This window comes from Cereibacter sp. Soil_C_27, from assembly GCF_057657095.1.
Window position 1 is genome coordinate 51,581 of the sequence record NZ_JBDGJD010000006.1, and the last position, 18,268, is coordinate 69,848.

General features: G+C 67.6%; 20 protein-coding genes. 8 read left to right on the top strand and 12 right to left on the bottom strand.

Annotation, left to right across the window (positions count from 1 at the left end; genetic code table 11):
- The gene (locus tag AC3A5Z_RS19800) at nt 1–570 is read right to left on the bottom strand and encodes a DNA-3-methyladenine glycosylase I (protein WP_487521025.1); all 570 of its coding nucleotides are present in this window, start codon (nt 568–570) and stop codon (nt 1–3) included.
- A 102-nt stretch (nt 571–672) separates the two neighbouring features.
- Between AC3A5Z_RS19800 and AC3A5Z_RS19805 the strand changes: the two genes are divergently transcribed.
- The 4 genes from AC3A5Z_RS19805 (at nt 673) to yddG (ending at nt 4,591) form a co-directional block, all read left to right on the top strand.
- On the top strand, nt 673–1,509 hold the full coding sequence (locus AC3A5Z_RS19805) for an EAL domain-containing protein (RefSeq protein ID WP_487521026.1): 837 nt from the start codon (nt 673–675) through the stop codon (nt 1,507–1,509).
- Nucleotides 1,510–1,630: 121 nt separating this feature from the next.
- Complete coding sequence (locus AC3A5Z_RS19810; RefSeq protein WP_487521027.1) at nt 1,631–2,806, top strand: acetyl-CoA C-acetyltransferase; 1,176 nt, start codon at nt 1,631–1,633, stop codon at nt 2,804–2,806.
- A gap of 96 nt (nt 2,807–2,902) precedes the next feature.
- Nucleotides 2,903–3,628 (top strand): acetoacetyl-CoA reductase, encoded by a 726-nt coding sequence (gene phbB / locus AC3A5Z_RS19815; protein ID WP_487521028.1) that lies wholly within the window; start codon nt 2,903–2,905, stop codon nt 3,626–3,628.
- 105 nt (nt 3,629–3,733) lie between these two features.
- Nucleotides 3,734–4,591 (top strand): aromatic amino acid exporter YddG, encoded by an 858-nt coding sequence (gene yddG / locus AC3A5Z_RS19820; RefSeq protein WP_487521029.1) that lies wholly within the window; start codon nt 3,734–3,736, stop codon nt 4,589–4,591.
- Between the two features lie 3 nt (nt 4,592–4,594).
- Here yddG and AC3A5Z_RS19825 read toward each other — a convergent pair whose 3' ends face one another.
- The 3 genes from AC3A5Z_RS19825 to AC3A5Z_RS19835 form a co-directional block, all read right to left on the bottom strand.
- Nucleotides 4,595–4,762 carry a YdcH family protein gene (locus AC3A5Z_RS19825; RefSeq protein WP_487521030.1) on the bottom strand — a complete coding sequence of 56 codons (168 nt, stop codon included), beginning with the start codon at nt 4,760–4,762 and terminating at the stop codon, nt 4,595–4,597.
- 99 nt (nt 4,763–4,861) lie between these two features.
- The gene (locus AC3A5Z_RS19830; RefSeq protein WP_487521031.1) at nt 4,862–5,623 is read right to left on the bottom strand and encodes a tRNA1(Val) (adenine(37)-N6)-methyltransferase; all 762 of its coding nucleotides are present in this window, start codon (nt 5,621–5,623) and stop codon (nt 4,862–4,864) included.
- A gap of 2 nt (nt 5,624–5,625) precedes the next feature.
- Nucleotides 5,626–5,841, bottom strand: coding sequence for a putative signal transducing protein (locus AC3A5Z_RS19835; RefSeq protein WP_487521032.1), 216 nt, complete (start codon nt 5,839–5,841; stop codon nt 5,626–5,628).
- 54 nt (nt 5,842–5,895) lie between these two features.
- On the opposite strand from AC3A5Z_RS19835, the gene AC3A5Z_RS19840 reads away from it, so the two are divergent.
- Nucleotides 5,896–6,897, top strand: coding sequence for a polyprenyl synthetase family protein (locus AC3A5Z_RS19840; protein ID WP_487521033.1), 1,002 nt, complete (start codon nt 5,896–5,898; stop codon nt 6,895–6,897).
- Here AC3A5Z_RS19840 and AC3A5Z_RS19845 read toward each other — a convergent pair.
- The 4 genes from AC3A5Z_RS19845 to AC3A5Z_RS19860 all read right to left on the bottom strand — a co-directional run bounded on the left by AC3A5Z_RS19845 (nt 6,894) and on the right by AC3A5Z_RS19860 (nt 11,770).
- Nucleotides 6,894–7,385, bottom strand: a complete 492-nt coding sequence (locus AC3A5Z_RS19845) for a hypothetical protein (protein WP_487521034.1) — start codon at nt 7,383–7,385, stop codon at nt 6,894–6,896. The two genes, AC3A5Z_RS19840 and AC3A5Z_RS19845, sit on opposite strands and share 4 nt — an antisense overlap.
- A gap of 58 nt (nt 7,386–7,443) precedes the next feature.
- Complete coding sequence (locus tag AC3A5Z_RS19850; protein ID WP_487521035.1) at nt 7,444–8,286, bottom strand: 4-(cytidine 5'-diphospho)-2-C-methyl-D-erythritol kinase; 843 nt, start codon at nt 8,284–8,286, stop codon at nt 7,444–7,446.
- The gene (locus tag AC3A5Z_RS19855; RefSeq protein ID WP_487521036.1) at nt 8,276–9,994 is read right to left on the bottom strand and encodes a tetratricopeptide repeat protein; all 1,719 of its coding nucleotides are present in this window, start codon (nt 9,992–9,994) and stop codon (nt 8,276–8,278) included. Before AC3A5Z_RS19855 ends, AC3A5Z_RS19850 begins: the two co-directional genes overlap by 11 nt.
- 120 nt (nt 9,995–10,114) lie before the next feature.
- Nucleotides 10,115–11,770, bottom strand: a complete 1,656-nt coding sequence (locus AC3A5Z_RS19860) for an electron transfer flavoprotein-ubiquinone oxidoreductase (RefSeq protein ID WP_487521037.1) — start codon at nt 11,768–11,770, stop codon at nt 10,115–10,117.
- Nucleotides 11,771–12,032: 262 nt separating this feature from the next.
- Here AC3A5Z_RS19860 and greA point away from each other — a divergent pair, with 262 nt between their 5' ends.
- Nucleotides 12,033–12,503 carry a transcription elongation factor GreA gene (greA, locus tag AC3A5Z_RS19865; RefSeq protein ID WP_487521038.1) on the top strand — a complete coding sequence of 157 codons (471 nt, stop codon included), beginning with the start codon at nt 12,033–12,035 and terminating at the stop codon, nt 12,501–12,503.
- An 18-nt stretch (nt 12,504–12,521) separates the two neighbouring features.
- Entirely contained in the window at nt 12,522–13,526 is a 1,005-nt protein-coding gene (locus tag AC3A5Z_RS19870) for a hypothetical protein (RefSeq protein ID WP_487521039.1), read from the top strand.
- Nucleotides 13,527–13,529: 3 nt separating this feature from the next.
- Here the strand turns inward: AC3A5Z_RS19870 and AC3A5Z_RS19875 are convergent, their stop codons facing one another.
- The 4 genes from AC3A5Z_RS19875 to AC3A5Z_RS19890 form a co-directional block, all read right to left on the bottom strand.
- A complete protein-coding gene (locus AC3A5Z_RS19875; protein WP_487521040.1) occupies nt 13,530–14,723 on the bottom strand; it encodes a PQQ-dependent sugar dehydrogenase in 1,194 nt (397 codons plus the stop codon).
- A gap of 71 nt (nt 14,724–14,794) precedes the next feature.
- On the bottom strand, nt 14,795–15,442 hold the full coding sequence (locus AC3A5Z_RS19880; protein WP_487521041.1) for a Hint domain-containing protein: 648 nt from the start codon (nt 15,440–15,442) through the stop codon (nt 14,795–14,797).
- Between the two features lie 106 nt (nt 15,443–15,548).
- Nucleotides 15,549–16,508, bottom strand: a complete 960-nt coding sequence (locus AC3A5Z_RS19885) for an acetyl-CoA carboxylase carboxyltransferase subunit alpha (protein ID WP_487521042.1) — start codon at nt 16,506–16,508, stop codon at nt 15,549–15,551.
- Between the two features lie 69 nt (nt 16,509–16,577).
- Nucleotides 16,578–17,876, bottom strand: a complete 1,299-nt coding sequence (locus AC3A5Z_RS19890; protein ID WP_487521043.1) for an acetylornithine deacetylase/succinyl-diaminopimelate desuccinylase family protein — start codon at nt 17,874–17,876, stop codon at nt 16,578–16,580.
- 120 nt (nt 17,877–17,996) lie between these two features.
- Here AC3A5Z_RS19890 and AC3A5Z_RS19895 point away from each other — a divergent pair, with 120 nt between their 5' ends.
- Entirely contained in the window at nt 17,997–18,266 is a 270-nt protein-coding gene (locus AC3A5Z_RS19895) for a hypothetical protein (protein ID WP_487521044.1), read from the top strand.
- Nucleotides 18,267–18,268: the final 2 nt, after the last annotated feature.

Here is an 18,268-nt window from a genome sequence, read left to right on the forward strand (position 1 = left end):
TCAGCCCAGCGCCGCGACCCGGTCGTGGACGTGGCAGGTGACGACGTGATCGTTCACCATGCCCGTCGCCTGTATGAAGGCATAGACGATGGTCGGGCCGCAGAACTTGAAGCCCTCGGCCTTCAGCGCCTTCGACATCGCGCGGGCCTCCGGCGTCTCGGTCGGAATGTCGCCGCCTGTGAAGCGGTTCTGCACCGGATGGCCGCCGACATGCTGCCAGAGGAATTCCGAAAAACTCCCCCGCTCCTCGATCCGCAGGTAGGCTTGGGCATTGCCGATGGTGGCCTCGATCTTGCCGCGGTGCCGGACGATGCCCGGATCGGCCAGGAGGCGCTGCACCTCCGGCTCGCCCCAGGTGGCGACCACTGCGGGATCGAAACCGGCGAAGGCGGCGCGGAAGGCCTCGCGCTTGCGCAGGATGGTGATCCAGGCCAGTCCCGCCTGAAAGCCGTCGAGCACCAGTTTCTCCCACAAGCCGCGGCTGTCCCGCTCGGGCACCCCCCATTCGTGATCGTGGTAGGCGACATAAAGCGGGTCTGTGCCGCACCAGGCGCAGCGGACTTCGGTCATCGGCTCTCCGAATGCTGAGAATTAGAACAAAATGCGAATCTTAAGCCTCTGTTTACCGTTGCCGCCGCAGTCTGTCACCGGATTTGCTGCGGGGAGCCGACGATGACAGGACAGGATCGCATTCCGACGACATCGCTGGTGGGCGGCTCCACCCCGCTTGATTTCGCCATGTCGGAGGTCGATCGCCAGACCCTGAGCATGGTCGAGGCGGCGCTGACGCGAAAGCGGGTGCTCCTGGCCTATCAGCCGGTGGTCCTGGGCAGCGACCCCACGCGCATTGCCTTCTACGAGGGACTGATCCGCGTGCTCGACGACACCGGGCGGATCATCCCGGCCAAGGATTTCATGGCAGCGGTCGAAACGCACGAACTGGGCCGGCTGATCGACTGCGCGGCGCTGCAGCTGGGGCTGGCGGCGCTGGCGCGCAATCCGCGACTGCGGCTGGCGATCAACATGTCGGCACGCTCGGTCGGCTATACCCGCTGGATGAACACGCTGGCCCGCGGGCTGACCGCCTGCCCGACGCTGGGCGAGCGGCTGATCCTCGAGATCACCGAAAGCTCGGCCATGCTGGTGCCCGAGCTGGTCATCGCTTTCATGGCCGAACTGCAGCGCAAGGGCATCGCCTTCGCGCTGGACGATTTCGGCGCCGGCTACACCGCCTTCCGCTACCTGAAGGACTTTTTCTTCGACATCCTCAAGATCGACGGCCAATTCATCCGCGGAATCCACCGCGACCCCGACAATCAGGTGATGACCCAGGCATTGCTGTCAATCGGCAAGCATTTCGACATGTTCACCGTGGCGGAATCGGTCGAAACGCCGGAGGAGGCCGACTGGCTGCGCCGCGCCGGGGTGGACTGCATGCAGGGCTACCTTTTCGGCGCCCCGATGGTCCGCCCCGCCTGGGATGAGGAGGCCCGCCGCAAGACGGCATGAAGCTTGCGCCCCCCGCCCTGCGACGGCAATATCCTTGCGCTGACAGCATCCGCCTCTTAGGTTGATGCTGCAATGCGGCGGAGGAGCGCTCTGCCAGTCTGCCAAGGGAGAGGACCCTCACATGACCAATGTCGTAATCGTCTCGGCGGCACGCACGGCCGTCGGAAGCTTCAACGGCGCCTTTGCCGCGACCCCCGCGCATGAGCTCGGCGCCGCCGTGATCGAGGCTGTCGTCGCCCGTGCCGGTATCGACAAGGCCGAGGTCGAGGAAACCATTCTGGGTCAGGTGCTGACCGCCGGCCAGGGCCAGAACCCGGCGCGTCAGGCGCATATCCGCGCCGGCCTGCCGCAGGAGAGCGCGGCCTGGAGCATCAACCAGGTCTGCGGCTCGGGCCTGCGCTCGGTGGCGCTGGCGGCGCAGCATATCCAGCTCGGCGATGCCGGCATCATCATCGCCGGCGGGCAGGAGAACATGAGCCTGTCACCCCATGTCGCGCATCTGCGCGCGGGGCAGAAGATGGGCGATCTGTCCTTCATCGACTCGATGATCCGCGACGGGCTCTGGGATGCCTTCAACGGCTACCACATGGGCCAGACCGCCGAGAACGTGGCGAACCAGTGGCAGATCAGCCGCGCGGTGCAGGACGAATTTGCGGTGGCCAGCCAGAACAAGGCCGAAGCGGCGCAGAAGGCCGGGCGCTTTGCCGACGAGATCATCCCGTTCACGATCAAGACCCGCAAGGGCGACGTGACCGTGGATCAGGACGAATACATCCGCCACGGCGCCACGCTCGACGCGATGACCAAGCTGCGCCCGGCCTTCACCAAGGATGGCTCGGTAACGGCGGGCAATGCCTCGGGCATCAACGACGGCGCCGCGGCGGTGCTGTTGATGAGCGCGGCCGAGGCCGAGAAGCGCGGGCTGACGCCGCTCGCCCGCATCGCCTCCTATGCCACGGCGGGGCTCGACCCGGCGATCATGGGCGTCGGCCCGATCCACGCCAGCCGCAAGGCGCTGCAGAAGGCGGGCTGGAACGCCGCCGATCTCGATCTGGTCGAGGCGAACGAGGCTTTCGCCGCGCAGGCCTGCGCTGTGAACAAGGACATGGGCTGGAACCCCGAGGTGGTGAACGTGAACGGCGGCGCCATCGCCATCGGCCACCCGATCGGCGCCTCGGGCGCGCGCATCCTCAACACCCTGTTGTTCGAGATGGGCCGCCGCGACGCGAAGAAGGGCCTCGCCACGCTTTGCATCGGCGGCGGCATGGGTGTGGCCATGTGTCTCGAACGCCCCTGATCCTTTCGCAGCTGCAGAAATGGAGGCGCAATATTATTGCGCCTCCGTTTTCATTTGGATAACACTATTTCAAATACTGCAGGCAGAGGAGGAATCATGTCGAAAGTTGCACTGGTCACCGGAGGGTCGCGCGGCATCGGCGCCGCAATTTCCATCGCGCTGAAAGACGCAGGCTATACGGTGGCCGCGAACTACGCCGGCAATGACGGGGCCGCAGCCAAGTTCACCGCGGAGACCGGAATCAAGACCTACAAATGGTCGGTCGCCGATTACGACGCCTGCAGCGCCGGGATCGCGCAGGTCGAGGCCGAGCTTGGCCCGATCGCCGTGCTGGTGAACAATGCGGGCATCACCCGCGACGCCATGTTCCACAAGATGACGCGCGAGCAGTGGCAGGAGGTGATGGACACCAATCTGTCTGGCCTGTTCAACATGACCCATCCGCTGTGGAGCGGCATGCGCGACCGCAAGTTCGGGCGTATCGTCAACATCTCCTCGATCAACGGCCAGAAGGGTCAGGCGGGCCAAGTGAACTATTCGGCCGCCAAGGCGGGCGATCTGGGCTTCACCAAGGCGCTGGCGCAGGAGGGGGCACGCGCCGGGATCACGGTGAATGCGATCTGCCCCGGCTATATCGGCACCGAGATGGTGCGAGCGATCGATGAAAAAGTGCTGAAGGACCGCATCCTGCCGCAGATCCCGGTAGGCCGTCTGGGCGAACCGGAAGAAATCGCGCGCTGCGTCGTCTTCCTCGCCTCCGACGATGCCGGGTTCATCACCGGCTCGACGATCACCGCCAACGGCGGCCAGTTCTTCGTCTGACTGACGGCGGCAGGGGCGGCCCGCGCGGCCGCCCCGTCCCAGAAATCCCTTGCCGTCGCGGAGAAACTGCGGACAGTCCGGGCAGAGCCGTCAGGAGCCTGCCCCATGTCCCGCAACCGCGCCACCGTCATCGGTTTTTCCGCCATCCTGCTCTGGTCGCTGCTTGCGCTGTTCACCATCGGCTCGGCCCCGGTGCCGCCGCTGCTCTTGAATGCGCTCTGCTTCGGCATCGGCGGCACGCTGGGGCTGGTCTGGGTGCTGGCGGGCGGCGGGCTGGCGCGGCTGAAGGGCGTCAGCTGGAAGGTCTATGCCTTCGGCACGGCGGGGCTCTTCGGCTACCATTTCCTGTATTTCACCGCCTTCCGGCTGGCGCCCACCGCCGAGACCGGGCTCATCGCCTATCTCTGGCCGCTGTTCATCGTGCTGTTCTCGGGCCTGCTGCCCGGCGAGCGGCTGCGGGCGCGGCATGTGCTGGGGGCGCTGGTGGCCTTTGCCGGGGCGGCGCTGATCGTGCTGCGCGGCGGGGTGGCGCTGGATGGGGCCGCGGCGCCGGGGCTGACGCTGGCCTTTCTTTGCGCCCTGACCTGGGCGGGCTATTCGGTGCTGTCGCGCCGTCTGGGCGACGTGCCGACCGAGAGCGTGACCGTCTTCTGCCTCGCCACGGCGGTGCTGTCGGCGCTGGCGCATCTGGCGCTGGAGCCGACGGTCTGGCCGGTGGGCGCGGTGGGTTGGGCGTCGGTCGTGGCGCTGGGGCTGGGGCCGGTGGGGCTGGCCTTCTTCACCTGGGACATCGGGGTGAAGCGCGGCGACATACAGCTTCTGGGTGTGGCATCCTACGCGGCGCCGCTGCTGTCGACGGTGGCTCTGGTGGTGGCGGGGATTGCGGCACCGACAGTCACGATCCTGATCGCGGCGGTGCTGATTGCCGGGGGGGCGGCGCTGGCGGCACGCGCCAGCGCCTGAAACTCAGCCCTGGCTCAGGCGGGTAATCTCTTCCTTCAGCTTCAGCTTCTGCTTTTTCATCTCGGAGATCTTCAAGGCGTCGGTCGCGGGGCTCCGCTGTGCCCGTTCGACGGTTTCCGAGAGGGTCTCGTGCTTGCGGCGCAGTTCCTGCAGGTGCGAAGCGACAGTCATTCTCAACCTCCTGTGAATGGTCCGAGTGTCATCAGTCCATCACAGAAGACGAGTCGTGTCACGCAAAGTCGGGACGCACAGCGATGGATCGCCGACAATTCAATGCAACCCCAGCGAGAGCGCGCCCGCCTCGCGCAATATGCGGGCAACGGGGGTTGAAACGCTGTCGCGATCACCGTCATGCGCATCGCCCTCGTGCAGGACGAGGGGGGCGAGCAGCGTGAAAGGGCCCCTCCCGCCCTTTTTTGACTGGATGATAAAACGCCCGGCCGCCCTTCCCTGCCGCGCCGCCAGCGGCAGCAGACGGGTCGAGCCCATGCGGTCGTCGAGCGCCCTAAGGGTCGCCGGAAGCCGGTCGGCGCCTAGGATCAGCGTCAAAATGCCGCGAGGCGCCAACCGGCGAATTCCGGCCTCGACCCAGAGCGACAGCGGGGTCGCCTCGCGCATCGCGGTCTCGCGCCCCGGATCGGCGGCGCCGGTGCCGCTGCCGGGCGGGTAGTAGGGCGGGTTGGCGATCACATGGTCGAAGGACCCGCGCAGCGCGGGCGGCATGGCCTGCAGATCGCCCTCGCTGACCTCGAAAGCCATCCCGTTTCGCGCCGCATTCTCGCGGGCGAGCGCGGCATAGGCCGCCTGCAGTTCCAGCCCCGCAAGCCTCAGGCCCGGCACCCGGAACCCCAGACAGAGGCTCGCCACGCCGACGCCGCAGCCCAGTTCCAGCACGCTCTGCCCCGCCAGCGCCGGTACGGCCGCCGCCAGCAGCACCGGATCGGTGGCCGCCCGATAGCCGCGCCGGGGTTGCAGCACATGCAGTCGCCCGCCGAGAAAGCCGTCGTCGGTCAACTCGTCAGCGGTGAACATCGTCAGAGACCCGTCGGAATGCCATTGTCGGCCAGCACGATCCGGGCGCGATACAGATCCTGATCGCGCACCATCAGCCGACGCGGCAATATGCCGATCGAGCCTTCGAGGATGCTCATGTGGACGTCCATCGGAAAGGCGTCTATATCCTCGCCCTGTAAGAGCGCTGTGGCAAAGGCGATGACGGTCGGGTCGGTGGTGCGCAGAAGCTCTTTCATGACAGGGAAATAATCGGCAATCCTCAGGTTTGTCGAGCAGGTTGCAGGGTCGGGATGGGATTGGACGAAGTTTCGCAAAAGCCGCATGACCGGCTTGCCGCATGGCTTGCCGACGACATGGCGCAGGTGAACCTGCTGATCCGCGAGCGGATGGCGTCGAAACACGCGCCGCGCATCCCGGAAGTAACGGCGCATCTGGTCGAGGCCGGTGGCAAACGCCTGCGCCCCCTGCTGACGCTGGCCGGCGCACGGCTCTGCGGCTACGAGGGGCCCTACCACATCCATCTCGCGGCGACGGTGGAGTTCATCCATACCGCCACGCTGCTGCATGACGATGTGGTGGACGAGAGCGAGCGGCGGCGCGGACGGCCGACGGCCAACCTGTTGTGGGACAACAAGTCTTCGGTGCTGGTGGGCGACTACCTCTTCGCCCGCAGCTTCCAGCTGATGTGCGAGACGGGCTCCCTGCGGGTCATGGACATCCTCGCCAATGCCTCGGCCACGATTTCCGAGGGCGAGGTGCTGCAGCTGACGGCGGCGCAGGATCTCGGCACGACCGAGGACATCTATCTGCAGGTGGTGCGCGGCAAGACGGCGGCGCTGTTCTCGGCGGCGACCGAGGTGGGCGGCGTGATCGCGGGTGCCTCCGAGGCCGAGGTGAAGGCGCTGCATGCCTATGGCGACGCGCTGGGGATCGCCTTCCAGATCGTCGATGACCTGCTGGACTACGGCGGGACGGCGGATGCCATCGGCAAGAACACCGGCGACGATTTCCGCGAGCGCAAGCTCACGCTGCCGGTGATCAAGGCCGTTGCCAAGGCAGATGCCGACGAGCGTGCTTTCTGGGTCCGGGTGATCGAGAAGGGCAAGCAGGGCGATGGCGATCTGGAGCAGGCTCTGGCGATCATGGCGCGGCATGGCGCCATGGAGGCCGCACGGGCCGATGCGCTCGGCTGGGCCGAGGTTGCGCGGCAGTCGCTGGCCGTGCTGCCGGACCATCCCCTGCGCGGCATGCTGAACGATCTGGCCGATTACGTCGTGGCGCGCATCAGCTAGGGCCAGATCTTCACGAAGGTCGTCCCGGTCCAGCGCCAGCGGATATAGGGCGGGTAATTCATGTGGTTGCCCGCAAAGACCAGATCCGGCCAGCCATCGACGCCGAGCTGCGTATCCAGCCAGACGGTCGTCGCCCCAATCATGTCGAGCACCGGCGTGACCTGCGTGGCACCCGGCGCGGCCAGCAGGAAATGGCTCGCGCAGCCGGAGTTGCCGAAGTAGGTGCCACCGCAAAGCGCCACGTAGAGCATCTGCCGACCGTCGTTGAAGCCGACCATCAGCGCAGTGACCTCGACCGGACGGCCCATCGCAGCTTCGGCGGGGGCGATCTCGGCAGCGAGCACGGCCCTTGCATAGGCCATCACCTCCGGTCCGCTGCGACCGATCTGCGCGAGCCTGACGAAGCGGGCGGGGTCGGTGGCGGGCGTCGCCTCGACCTGCGCGAGGGCGGGGGTGGCGAGGCAGAGAAGGGCAAGGACAAGGCGCAAGGCAGTTCTCCGGACGAGCTTACGGCAGCGTGCGCCGAATCGCCGGGGGCTACCAAGCTCAGCCGATCATCCGCGCCGCTTCGACCCACCAGCCGGGATGCTGCGCCCGAAGCTGCGTCGCCGCCGCCGTGGCGGTGAGCGGATCGGGGAAGAGCCCGAAGCAGGTGGCCCCCGACCCCGACATCCGCGCCATCAGGCAGCCCGGCAGCGCGCTCAGCGCCGTGCGGGTCTGGCCGATCTCGGGGGCGAGCCGCATTGCCGGGGGTTCCAGATCGTTGCGCATCATCTGCAGGAAGGCGGCAAGATCGGCCACGCCGGCAAGGCGCGGCAGGTCGCGCGGCATCGGCGCGTGGTCGCGCCGCTCCAGCGCCTTGAAGACGGCGGGGGTTGGCTGCGAGACGCCCGGGTTGGCCAGCACCAGCCAAGCGGCGGGTAGCGGATGCGCCAGCGGCAGCAGCACCTCGCCCACGCCGGTCATCCTGAGTGCCCGCCCGTCGAGACAGACCGGCACATCGGCGCCCAGCTTCAGCACATCGGACTTGCCGGGCAGCGGCAGGCCCCAGAGGCCACAGAGCGCATGGATCGTCGCCGCCGCATCCGCCGAGCCGCCACCGATGCCCGAAGCGATCGGCAGGCGCTTTTCCAGCGTGATCGCAGCGCCCCTGCCCTGCCCCACCAGCCTTGCCGCGCGCAGTACCAGATTGTCGTCGCCCACCGGGAGGGCCGCGGCCTGCGGGCCGGTGATGGTCAGGCTCAGCGCCTCGGCGGGCTCGGCGCGGATCGTGTCGCCGGTCTCGGCAAAGACCACCAGACTGTCGAGCAGGTGATAGCCATCGGCCCGCTGCCCGGTGACATGCAGCGTCAGGTTGATCTTGGCGGCGGCGAAGGCCTCAGTTGGCATCATCGCCTTCGGTCGCGGCGACGCTGATCGGTTCGGCCCCTTCGGAGACGAGGACGGCATCGAGCCCCTCTTCCAGCTTGCGGCGGATGCGGGTCGCGTCCTTCTCCTCCGGATCGAAGGACAGGGCGCGGCGCCACTGGAAGCGCGCCTCCAGCGTGCGGCCCACGGCCCAATAGACATCGCCCAGATGGTCGGTCACCACGGGATCGACCGGCTCCAGCAGCGAGGCCTTCTCCATCGGCTCCACCGCATCGGCATAGCGGCCCAGCCGGAAATAGGCCCAGGCGAGGCTGTCGATGATATAGCCGCTGTCGGGCCGGGCGGCCACGGCGCGCTCGATCATCTGCAGCGCCTCTTCGAGGTTCTCGCCCTTGTCGACGAAGGAATAGCCCAGATAGTTCAGCACCTGCGGCTGATCGGGGTCCAGTTCCAGCGCCCGGCGCATGTCGGCCTCGGCCTCCGGCCAGTGGCCCAGACGCTCGTGGCTCATGCCCCGGCTGTAGAACAGCGGCCAGTGCTGACCCTCGATCTCGGGGATGCGGGCAATGGCAGCGTCATAGGCCGTCACCGCCTGATCGAACTTCTCGGCCCGGCGCAGCGCGTCGCCGAGCGCCAGATGCACCTGCATCAGCTCCGGGTGGCTGCGGGTCAGGCCCTGCAGCACCTCGAGCGAGGCCTCGGTCTTGCCATCGGCATAGAGGGCGTCGGCGCGGCCGATCTCGGCCACGAAGAACATCGGATCGGTGGTCGGGATGCGGGCATAGGTCTCGGAGGCGAGCTGGTATTGCGTCTGCAGGCCCAGCAGGCTCGCCGACATCAGCAGCGCCTCGGTGTGGCCGGGGCGCAGATGACTGGCGGCGCGGGTGTAGAGCAGGGTGTAGGCGCCATCCGCCTCGCCGCTGAGCGCGGTGGCGAGCGTGAAGAACACCTCGGCCATGCCGTCGGTGGCATTGCGCGTCACGTCATAGGCCAGCGTCTCGCCCGCGACCAGACGGGCGCGCAGCGCGTCGATGCCCGCGTCCTGCCCGACGCCGAAGGTGGTGTCGAGCAGCGCGATGGCCTCGTCGCGGCGTTCGAGCTGGCTCAGGATCTGCACATGGGCCACAGTGCCGCGCCGCATCATCCGCAGCGTGCCGCCCGCCTCGCCGGAGAGGATGGCATCGGCCCCCTCGAAGTCACCAACCGAAGCGAGCGCCAGCGCCTTGTGGTAGAGACCGAAGGCCTCCACCCCCTGCGTCGCGGCCAGCTTGTCGAAGCCTTCCAGCGCCTCCGACATCTTGCCCGCGCCCAGCTGAGCCCAGGACAGCACCAGCCCGTCCACCAGCTCGTTCACGCTGGCCCCGGCGGCGGCATCGGCAAGGATCGCGTCGAACGCGCCGCGCTGCGCCTTGTCAGCCAGCACCGCCAGGGCGGCAGGCTGGCTCTTGACCCCGACTGCCAGCAGACGCTCGGCCAGAGGCACCGCCGCGTCGAAGTTGCCCAGAGCCATGGCCGAGATCAGCCCGCCTTCGAGCAGCGAGGCATTGGCCTCGTCTCCGGCCAGCGCGCGGGTGTACCAGTCGGAGGCGGCGCGGTAATCGCTTTCGGCCGCAGCCACACGGGCGGCGAGATAGGCGCCCGAGACGCCCGGCTCCTGCGCAAGGGCGCTCTGCCCCATCAGCGCGGCAAGGGCGAAGGCACAGAGCGGGCGCGCAAGGATCATTGGCATTCGACGTGTCTCCGGCAGGTTTCGCTCAAGGCTAGTCGCCGCTGTGGCCCATGGCAATGCGACCCTGCTCCGAGGGGGCCGGATCGCCGGGCTGATCGCGCGATTGTCACCGCCGCGCGATCACATGTTGGGATAGTTCGGCCCGTCTCCGCCCTGCGGCGTGGTCCAGACGATGTTCTGGCTGGGATCCTTGATGTCGCAGGTCTTGCAGTGGACACAGTTCTGGAAGTTGATGACGAACTTCGGATTGGCCGCATCGGTGGCCACCACCTCGTAGACCCCGGCGGGGCAATAACGCTGCGCGGGCTCGGCGAATTCCGGCAGGTTCACCGCGATCGGCACCGTCGGATCAACCAGCTTCAGGTGGGCGGGCTGGCTCTCCTCGTGGTTGGTGAAGGAGAAGGCCACGTTGGTCAGCCGGTCGAAGGACAGCACGCCATCGGGCTTGGGATAGTCGATCGGCTTGTGGTCCTTCGCCTTGCCGGTCTCGGCGGCGTCGGACTTGTGATGCGTCATCGTCCCGAAGAGCGAGAAGCCGAACAGGCTGTTGGTCCACATGTCGAGGCCCCCGGCGAACATCGAGGCGGCGAGCCCGAAATGCGACCAGAGCGGCTTCACGTTGCGGACCTTCCACAGATCCTGACCGATGGCGCCGGTGCGCACCTCGGTCTCGTAGGCGCTCAGCTCGTCGCCCTGACGGCCCGCCTTGATCGCGGCATGGGCGGCCTCGGCGGCAGCCTTGCCCGAAAGCATGGCGTTGTGGTTGCCCTTGATGCGCGGCACGTTGACCATGCCCGCCGAGCAACCCAAGAGCGCCCCGCCCGGGAAGACCATCTTCGGCAGCGACTGGAAGCCGCCCTCGCTGATCGCCCGCGCGCCATAGGCCACGCGTTTGCCGCCTTGCAGCAGCTCGGCCACCATCGGGTGATGCTTGAAGCGCTGGAATTCCTGGTAGGGATACATGTGCGGGTTGTTGTAGTTCAGGTGGACCACCAGACCGATGAACACCTGATTGTTCTCGGCGTGGTAGATGAACGACCCACCGCCCGCGTTGCTGCCGAGAGGCCAGCCCATCGTGTGCGACACCCGGCCCGGATGGTGCTTCTTGGGATCGATCTCCCAGATCTCCTTCATGCCGAGACCGTATTTCTGCGCCGGATAGCCGTTGCGCAGATCGTATTTCGCCATGACCTGTTTCGACAGCGAGCCGCGCACGCCTTCGGCCAGAAGGACATACTTGCCCAGCAGCTCCATCCCCGGCTCGTAGTTCGGGCCCGGCGTGCCGTCGGCGTTCAGGCCGAACTCGCCCGCAACCACGCCGCGCACCTCGCCATTGTCGCCATAGACCAGCGCCGAGCAGGACATGCCGGGGAAGATCTCCGCCCCCAGCTCCTCGGCCTGCTGCGCCAGCCAGCGGCAGACATTGCCCATCGAGACGATGTAGTTGCCGTGGTTGTTCATCAGCTTGGGCACCGGCCAGTTCGGCAGCTTCAGCTTGCCCATCGGCCCGAGCAGGAAGAAGTGGTCCTCCTTCACCGGCGTGTTGAGCGGGGCGCCCTTCTCCTTCCAGTCCGGGATCAGCGCGGTGAGGCCGACCGGATCGAGAATCGCCCCCGACAGGATATGCGCGCCGACCTCGGAGCCTTTTTCCAGCAGCACGACCGACAGATCGGGATCGAGCTGCTTGAGACGAATTGCCGCAGAAAGCCCCGATGGTCCGGCCCCGACGATCACGACGTCGTATTCCATCTGTTCGCGGGAGATCTGTTCCGACATCGCAGTTCCTCTGTGGGCTTGGACGGGCATCCGGCTGTTGAAGAGTCAATGGGGTTTGCCCGATGCATGGCCTAAGGTCAATCGTGACGCGACATCATGCCCCCGGTCCCTCGGAGCCCCTGTGGTCCGGCGGCCTCATGCCCAAAGCGGGGCATTCCGCTTGCAATTGCATCGCCCATCGGATCAGTTGAGGGCGAGGGAACCAACACAGGTCACGGCTCATCCGGGTCGTGGCTCTGTGTTTTTTTACGGGTGAAGACAGATGGAAAAATTTCCGATGACCCGCGTGGGCCATACCGCGCTCGATGAAGAACTGAAGAATTTGAAGTCGGTCGAACGCCCGGCCGTGATCCGCTCCATCGCCGAAGCGCGCGAGCACGGCGACCTGTCGGAGAATGCCGAGTATCACGCCGCCCGCGAGAAGCAGAGCTTCATCGAGGGTCGCATCAAGGAACTCGAGGCGCTGCTGTCGCTGGCCGAGGTCATCGATCCGGCCAAGCTTTCCGGCTCCATCAAGTTCGGCGCCACGGTGACGCTGGTCGACGAGGACACTTCGGAAGAGCGGACCTACCAGATCGTCGGCGAGGCCGAGGCCGATCTTGAGCGTGGCCTGCTGAACATCCGCTCGCCGCTGGCGCGGGCGCTGATCGGCAAGGACGAGGGCGATTCCGTCGACGTGAAGACGCCGGGCGGCCAACGCAGCTATGAAGTGGTCACGGTGCGCTACATCTGACCGCGCGGGACTGACGGGATGACCGAACTGCAGGACAAGCCCATCGATCTGGGCATCTACGGGCGGGATACCGGGATCGGCCGGTTCTCGATCGCCGAGATGCTGGCCGCCGCGCTGAGCCTTGTCTGGGTTGTGGCGGTGGTCGCCTATGTGCTGACCGCGCCGGAAGGCATGGGGGGCCCGCTGTCGACCGTCATGACGCTTCTGGTGGTCACGGTGCCCCTCGCGCTGATCTGGGCGGCGGTGGTCACGCTGCGCGCCGTCCGCTCGCTGCGCGAGGAGGCGACGCGGCTGCAGGCGGCGGTGGATGCGATGCGCAACGCCTATGTCGCGAGCCAACAGACGCAGGCGGCGGCGGTGATGCGCCCGGCGGAACGCCCCCCCGAGGCGCCGCCGCGGCTGGAGGCTTCCGGCACCTTCGCCTCGCGCCGTGATCACGGCCAGACCGTGCCCTCGGCCGACCGCAAGGCGGCGCTGGCGATGCCGCGTCCCGCCCCTGCCGAAGAGCAGCCGGCGCTGGCGCTCGGCACCCCGGCGGAAGAGCTGCGCCCGCCGCTTTCCGTGCCCGACTTCATCCTCGCGCTGAATTTTCCCGACAGTCCCGACGACACCGCGGGCTTCCGCGCCCTGCGGCTGGCGCTGGAGGACCGAACCGTGGCCAAGCTGATCCGCGCCGCGCAGGACGTGCTGACCCTGCTCAGCCAGGAAGGCATCTACATGGACGACCTGACCCCGGACCGGGCGCGGCCCGAGGTCTGGCGCAAGTTCGCAGCGGGTGAGCGCGGGCGCAGCATCGCCGGGCTCGGTGGCATCCGCGACCGTTCCAGCCTCGCGCTGACGGCAGGTCGGATGCGCGAGGACCCGGTGTTCCGCGACGCGGCCCACCATTTCCTGCGCACCTTCGACCGCACCTTTGCCACCTTCGAGAAGAACGCGACCGACAGCGAGCTGGCCGACCTGGCCAACACCCGCACCAGCCGCGCCTTCATGCTGTTCGGTCGCGTGACAGGCACCTTCGACTGAAGGTCAGCTGTCCTGCTCGCCGGGGATGACCTTCATCACCGATCCGTTCTCGTCGTCGATCAGGATCAGGAGCTCGCCCTCGGCGGTCTCCTCGACATCGCGGACGCGACCGACATCGGTCAGCATCCGCTCTTCCCCGGTGACGCGCCCATCCTCGAGTGTCAGCCGCACCAGCGCGCCCGGGCGCAGGGAGCCGACGAGAATATCGCCCTGCCAATCGCTGAAGGTCTCGCCCTCGTAGAAGATCATCCCGCCGGGCGCGATCACCGGGTCCCAGTAGTAGGTGGGCTCCTCCATCCCCTCGGCCCGCGCCTCGCCCGAGCCGACCGGCGTCTGGTCGTAGTTCAGGCCGTAGCTCACCACCGGCCAGCCGTAGTTGGCGCCCGGCTTGATCGCGTTCAGCTCGTCCCCGCCAAGCGGGCCATGCTCGATGATCCAGAGCGTGCCATCAGGGCCGTAGGCCGCGCTCTGGATGTTGCGGTGGCCGTAGCTCCAGACCGACGGCGCGCCGCCGCCCTGCGCATAGGGGTTGTCCTCCGGGATCGAGCCGTCGAGGTTCAGCCGGATCACCTTGCCCCATGTGGCGTCGAGATCCTGCGCCTTCTCGCGCTCCGGCGCGTCGGAATGCTCGCCCGTGGTGATGATCACGTGACCCTCGCCGTCGAAGGCGATGCGCGAGCCGTAGTGCTTGGTCGCCTGCGAGACCGGATCCTGCACGAAGATCTCCTCGACCCCGCTCAGCGAGGCGAGATCGTCCGACAGCACCCCGCGGGCGGCCGCGGTGACGGTGCCATCCTCGACGCGCTTGGCATAGCTCCAGTAGATCATGCGGTCATTGGCGAACTCGGGCCCCACCGCCACGTCGAGAAGGCCACCCTGCCCGCGCGCATCGACCTCCGGCACGCCTTCGATCGGCTCCGACAGGCTGCCATCGGCGGCAATGCTGCGCAGCCGCCCCGGGCGTTCGGTCACGAGGAACTGGCCATCGGGCAGGGCGGCGATGCCCCAGGGATGCTCCAGCCCCTCGGCGAAGGTATCGGCTTGGACGGCAACGCCGCTCAGCGCCTCGGCGCGGGTCTGGCCTTCGAAGGCGGGCTGGAAATCGGCATTGGCCGGCCCTTGCTCCACCTGAGCGGCGGCGAGCGAGGGGATCAGCAGGCTGAGGGCGAGCGGGGACAGGCGTGTCGTAAGGGGCATGCGTCTGGTTTCCTCCGTTGTTTCAACGGGGCAAACGGTCCCCCTCCGCGAGTGTTCCCGCGCCTCACCGATCAGTGACCGGGCGAGAGCAGACGCGCCTCCTCGCCGGACAGCACGGGCCGCGCGGTCTGGGGAAAGGCGGCGCGCAGGCTGGCGAGGGTGGGAAACAGCCGCAAGAGCCGCCTCCGCGTGTCCGCCTCCAGCCCGGCGAGGGCGGTGGGCGAGGGGAAGACACTGGCGCAGCGCAGCCCGTCGCAGCTGAGCAGCCGGTGGCCGGGCAGCAGCAGGAAGATGTAGCCGACCGGCCCCGCAGCCTCCGCTTGGTGCAGGCGCAGCCCGTCGATCAGGGCCGCCGCGGGCACCAGAACCTCGGGCGTGCCGAAATGCAGCTCCACCCGCCAGCCGGTGACGGCGATGAGTTGCTGCGGCGCGACGGTGACGGGATGCAGCGGCCAGCCGGGACCGAAGGCATCGGCCTCGATCAGCACGGGGCATTGGCCGGGGTCGCGCAGGTCGTCGAGACGCTGCAGCCGGTGCCCGGCCCAAAGCAGCGGCTGCGCTCCGTGATCTGCGGTCAGCACCAGATCGCCGCTGTGCAGATCCTGCGCCGGTCGCAGCCCCTCGGGCGTATCGACCATCGAGCCATAGCGCAGCCCGCCGAGATCGGCCGCACCGGGCGAAGTGGTGGCGGACCCGCCGAATTGATGTATCGCCTCCACCCCGACCCCCTGCCGCTTTCCGGCGAGGGTGGCGGCAGAGGCTGAAGAAACCCTTGCCGCCGCCCGGGAGAGTCAGGCGGATTTTAGAGAAACCGCCCGAAGGGTCTCAGGCGGCGAGCCCCTTGGAGCCCATCTCGAGGAACTTGTTGCGGCGGTCCTTGACCAGCCACTCGGGCTTCTTGCCCGACAGCTCCTTCAGCATGGTCTCGATGGCCTTGCCGACCGCCTCGACCGTCTCGCGCCGACCGCGCTGCGCGCCGCCCAGCGGCTCCTTGATGATCCGGTCGATCACGCCGAGCTTCTGCAGGTCCTGCGCCGTCAGGCGCAGCGCCTCGGCGGCCTCGCGCATCTTCTCGGCATCCTTCCACAGGATCGAGGCGCAGCCCTCTGGCGAGATCACCGAATAGACCGAGTGTTCGAGCATCGCGATGCGGTTGGCCGTGGCGAAGGCCACCGCCCCACCGGACCCGCCCTCGCCGATCACCACCGAGATCAGCGGCACGCCGATCTCGAGGCATTTCTGCGTCGAGCGGGCGATGGCCTCGGCCTGACCGCGTTCCTCGGCACCCTTGCCGGGAAAGGCGCCGGGGGTGTCGACCAGGGTCACCACCGGGATGCGGAAGCGATGCGCCATGTCCATCAGCCGGATCGCCTTGCGATAGCCCTCGGGCCGCGCCATGCCGAAGTTGCGCTCGATCCGGGTCTTGGTGTCGTGGCCCTTCTCCTGGCCGATCACCATCACCGGATGATCGTTGAACCGGGCCAGCCCGCCCATCACCGCATGGTCATCGGCGAAGTTCCGGTCACCGGCCAAGGGCGTGTATTCGGTGAACAGCGCCTCGATGTAGTCGCGACAATGCGGACGGTCGGGATGGCGGGCCACCAGGCATTTCCGCCAGGGCGTGAGATCGCGATAGAGCTCGCGCAGCAGGGCGTCGGCCTTCTTGTCCAGCGCCGCCGCTTCCTTCTCGACGTCCATTTCCTTGTTGCCCCGCGCCATGGCGCGCAGCTCCTCGGCCTTGCCTTCGATTTCGGACAGCGGTTTTTCGAATTCGAGATAGTTCATCGGGCACTCCCGTGGGGTCGCCCCGGTATATGACCTCTGCGCCGACCGATTGCAACAACGCCGCCCCGGTCAGAGGATGCGGCCAGATGATCCGTCGCCCGACGCGTCGGGCAGCAGCTCGCCCAGCGTCAGCGCCATCACCTTTGCGCTGTCGAGCATGTCCTGCACGCCCACCCATTCGTCGGGCTGATGCGCCAGATGCAGCAGCCCCGGGCCATAGGCGATGCAATTCTTCAGCTTGCCGATCCGGTCGATGTGCTTCTGGTCGTAGGTGCCGGGCGAGACGACATATTCGGCCTGCCGCGCCAGCACGCGCTCGATGGCATGGGCGACCGAGCGGACGATGGGCGCGTCGCGGTCGGTCATCACCGGCTGCACCTCGAAGAGATCGCGGATCTCGTAGCTGAAACTCGGGCGCTCAGCCCTCACCCGCTCCAGAAGCGCCGTCAGCTCGCCCTTCACCGCCGCCAGATCCTCCTCGATCAGGAAGCGGCGGTCGAGGATGATGCGGCAGCGGTCGGCCACGCAGGGCGCGGGAAGGCCGGTATAGCCGGGCTCCGGCTCCGGCTCGCCGCCGTGGATCGAGTTGATGTTCAGCGTCGATTGCCGCGCCCCCTCGGGCGTCACCGGCATCGCGGTATGGCGCGAGGCGAGCAGCGGGTAGAGCACCGTCTCGATCTCGGCCAGCACCGCGCCCATGTGGCGGATGGCGCTGTCACCGAGGAAGGGCATGGAACCATGGGCGATGCGGCCCTTCGTCTCCACCTCGGCCCACCAGACGCCGCGATGGCCGAGGCAGATGCGGTCCTTGTGCAACGGCTCCGGGATGATGACGTGCTGGACATGGGCGAAGCGGCCCTGCCCCGCCAGATAGGCCACGCCGCCGAAGCCGCCCGATTCCTCGTCGGCGGTGGCCGAGATCTCGATGCTGCCGGAAAAGCCGGGACAGACCGCGATGAAGGCCTCGGCGCCGATGATGCTGGCGGCGAGCCCGCCCTTCATGTCGCAGGCGCCCCGGCCATAGATCCGGTCGCCCTCCAGCGCGCCGCCGAACGGGTCGCGCGTCCAGCCGTGGCCGACTTCGACCACGTCATGATGCGAATTGAAATGCACGCAGTCGCCGGGGGCCACCCCCTCGCGCCGGGCGATCAGGTTCCAGCGCGGATGCGCCCCGGAATCGCCGGGCGCGCCCTCGGCCCGGACCAGCTCCACCGAGAAGCCCTGCAGCCGCGCGGCGAGGAAATCGCAGATCTCGCGGTAGTTCAGCCCGGGCGGGTTCAGCGTCGGGATGCGGATCAGATCTTGCGTCAGCGCGATCAGCGCGTCGCGACGGCGGTCGATTTCGGCAATGAGGCGGGCATCCTGCATCGCGCCAGAGTGCCGCGTCGCCGCCCGTCAGGCAACGCGCAATGCGCGACCCTGTGGCAGATGTTCCCCTGCGGCGAAATGCGTTAGCAGGGCAGCAGAGGCAAGGATGAGGAGAGTAGGATGATCATCGGGTTCCTCAAGCTCGCGCTGTTCGGCTTCATCGGCATGACCGTGGTCTATCTGCTGCTGTCGGTCTATTCGCGGTCGGTCCAGCGCGAAGAGCTGGAAAAGCGCTTCGATGCCGGGGATGGAGATGGCGCGCGCGATGCCTATATCGAGGCGGGGATGCGCGACTACGAGAAGAGCCTGCGCAGGAAGCTGATCTGGCTGGTCTATGTCATACCGGCCATCGTCTTTGTGGCCGTGTTCTACGGTCTGAATTTTGGGTGAGG

Coding starts and splice junctions, on each gene's coding strand:
- AC3A5Z_RS19800 (WP_487521025.1), bottom strand. CDS start 570: ATGACCGAAGTCCGCTGCGCCTGGTGCGGCACAGACCCGCTTTATGTC.
- AC3A5Z_RS19805 (WP_487521026.1), top strand. CDS start 673: ATGACAGGACAGGATCGCATTCCGACGACATCGCTGGTGGGCGGCTCC.
- AC3A5Z_RS19810 (WP_487521027.1), top strand. CDS start 1,631: ATGACCAATGTCGTAATCGTCTCGGCGGCACGCACGGCCGTCGGAAGC.
- phbB (WP_487521028.1), top strand. CDS start 2,903: ATGTCGAAAGTTGCACTGGTCACCGGAGGGTCGCGCGGCATCGGCGCC.
- yddG (WP_487521029.1), top strand. CDS start 3,734: ATGTCCCGCAACCGCGCCACCGTCATCGGTTTTTCCGCCATCCTGCTC.
- AC3A5Z_RS19825 (WP_487521030.1), bottom strand. CDS start 4,762: ATGACTGTCGCTTCGCACCTGCAGGAACTGCGCCGCAAGCACGAGACC.
- AC3A5Z_RS19830 (WP_487521031.1), bottom strand. CDS start 5,623: ATGTTCACCGCTGACGAGTTGACCGACGACGGCTTTCTCGGCGGGCGA.
- AC3A5Z_RS19835 (WP_487521032.1), bottom strand. CDS start 5,841: ATGAAAGAGCTTCTGCGCACCACCGACCCGACCGTCATCGCCTTTGCC.
- AC3A5Z_RS19840 (WP_487521033.1), top strand. CDS start 5,896: ATGGGATTGGACGAAGTTTCGCAAAAGCCGCATGACCGGCTTGCCGCA.
- AC3A5Z_RS19850 (WP_487521035.1), bottom strand. CDS start 8,286: ATGCCAACTGAGGCCTTCGCCGCCGCCAAGATCAACCTGACGCTGCAT.
- AC3A5Z_RS19855 (WP_487521036.1), bottom strand. CDS start 9,994: ATGCCAATGATCCTTGCGCGCCCGCTCTGTGCCTTCGCCCTTGCCGCG.
- AC3A5Z_RS19860 (WP_487521037.1), bottom strand. CDS start 11,770: ATGTCGGAACAGATCTCCCGCGAACAGATGGAATACGACGTCGTGATC.
- greA (WP_487521038.1), top strand. CDS start 12,033: ATGGAAAAATTTCCGATGACCCGCGTGGGCCATACCGCGCTCGATGAA.
- AC3A5Z_RS19870 (WP_487521039.1), top strand. CDS start 12,522: ATGACCGAACTGCAGGACAAGCCCATCGATCTGGGCATCTACGGGCGG.
- AC3A5Z_RS19875 (WP_487521040.1), bottom strand. CDS start 14,723: ATGCCCCTTACGACACGCCTGTCCCCGCTCGCCCTCAGCCTGCTGATC.
- AC3A5Z_RS19885 (WP_487521042.1), bottom strand. CDS start 16,508: ATGAACTATCTCGAATTCGAAAAACCGCTGTCCGAAATCGAAGGCAAG.
- AC3A5Z_RS19890 (WP_487521043.1), bottom strand. CDS start 17,876: ATGCAGGATGCCCGCCTCATTGCCGAAATCGACCGCCGTCGCGACGCG.
- AC3A5Z_RS19895 (WP_487521044.1), top strand. CDS start 17,997: ATGATCATCGGGTTCCTCAAGCTCGCGCTGTTCGGCTTCATCGGCATG.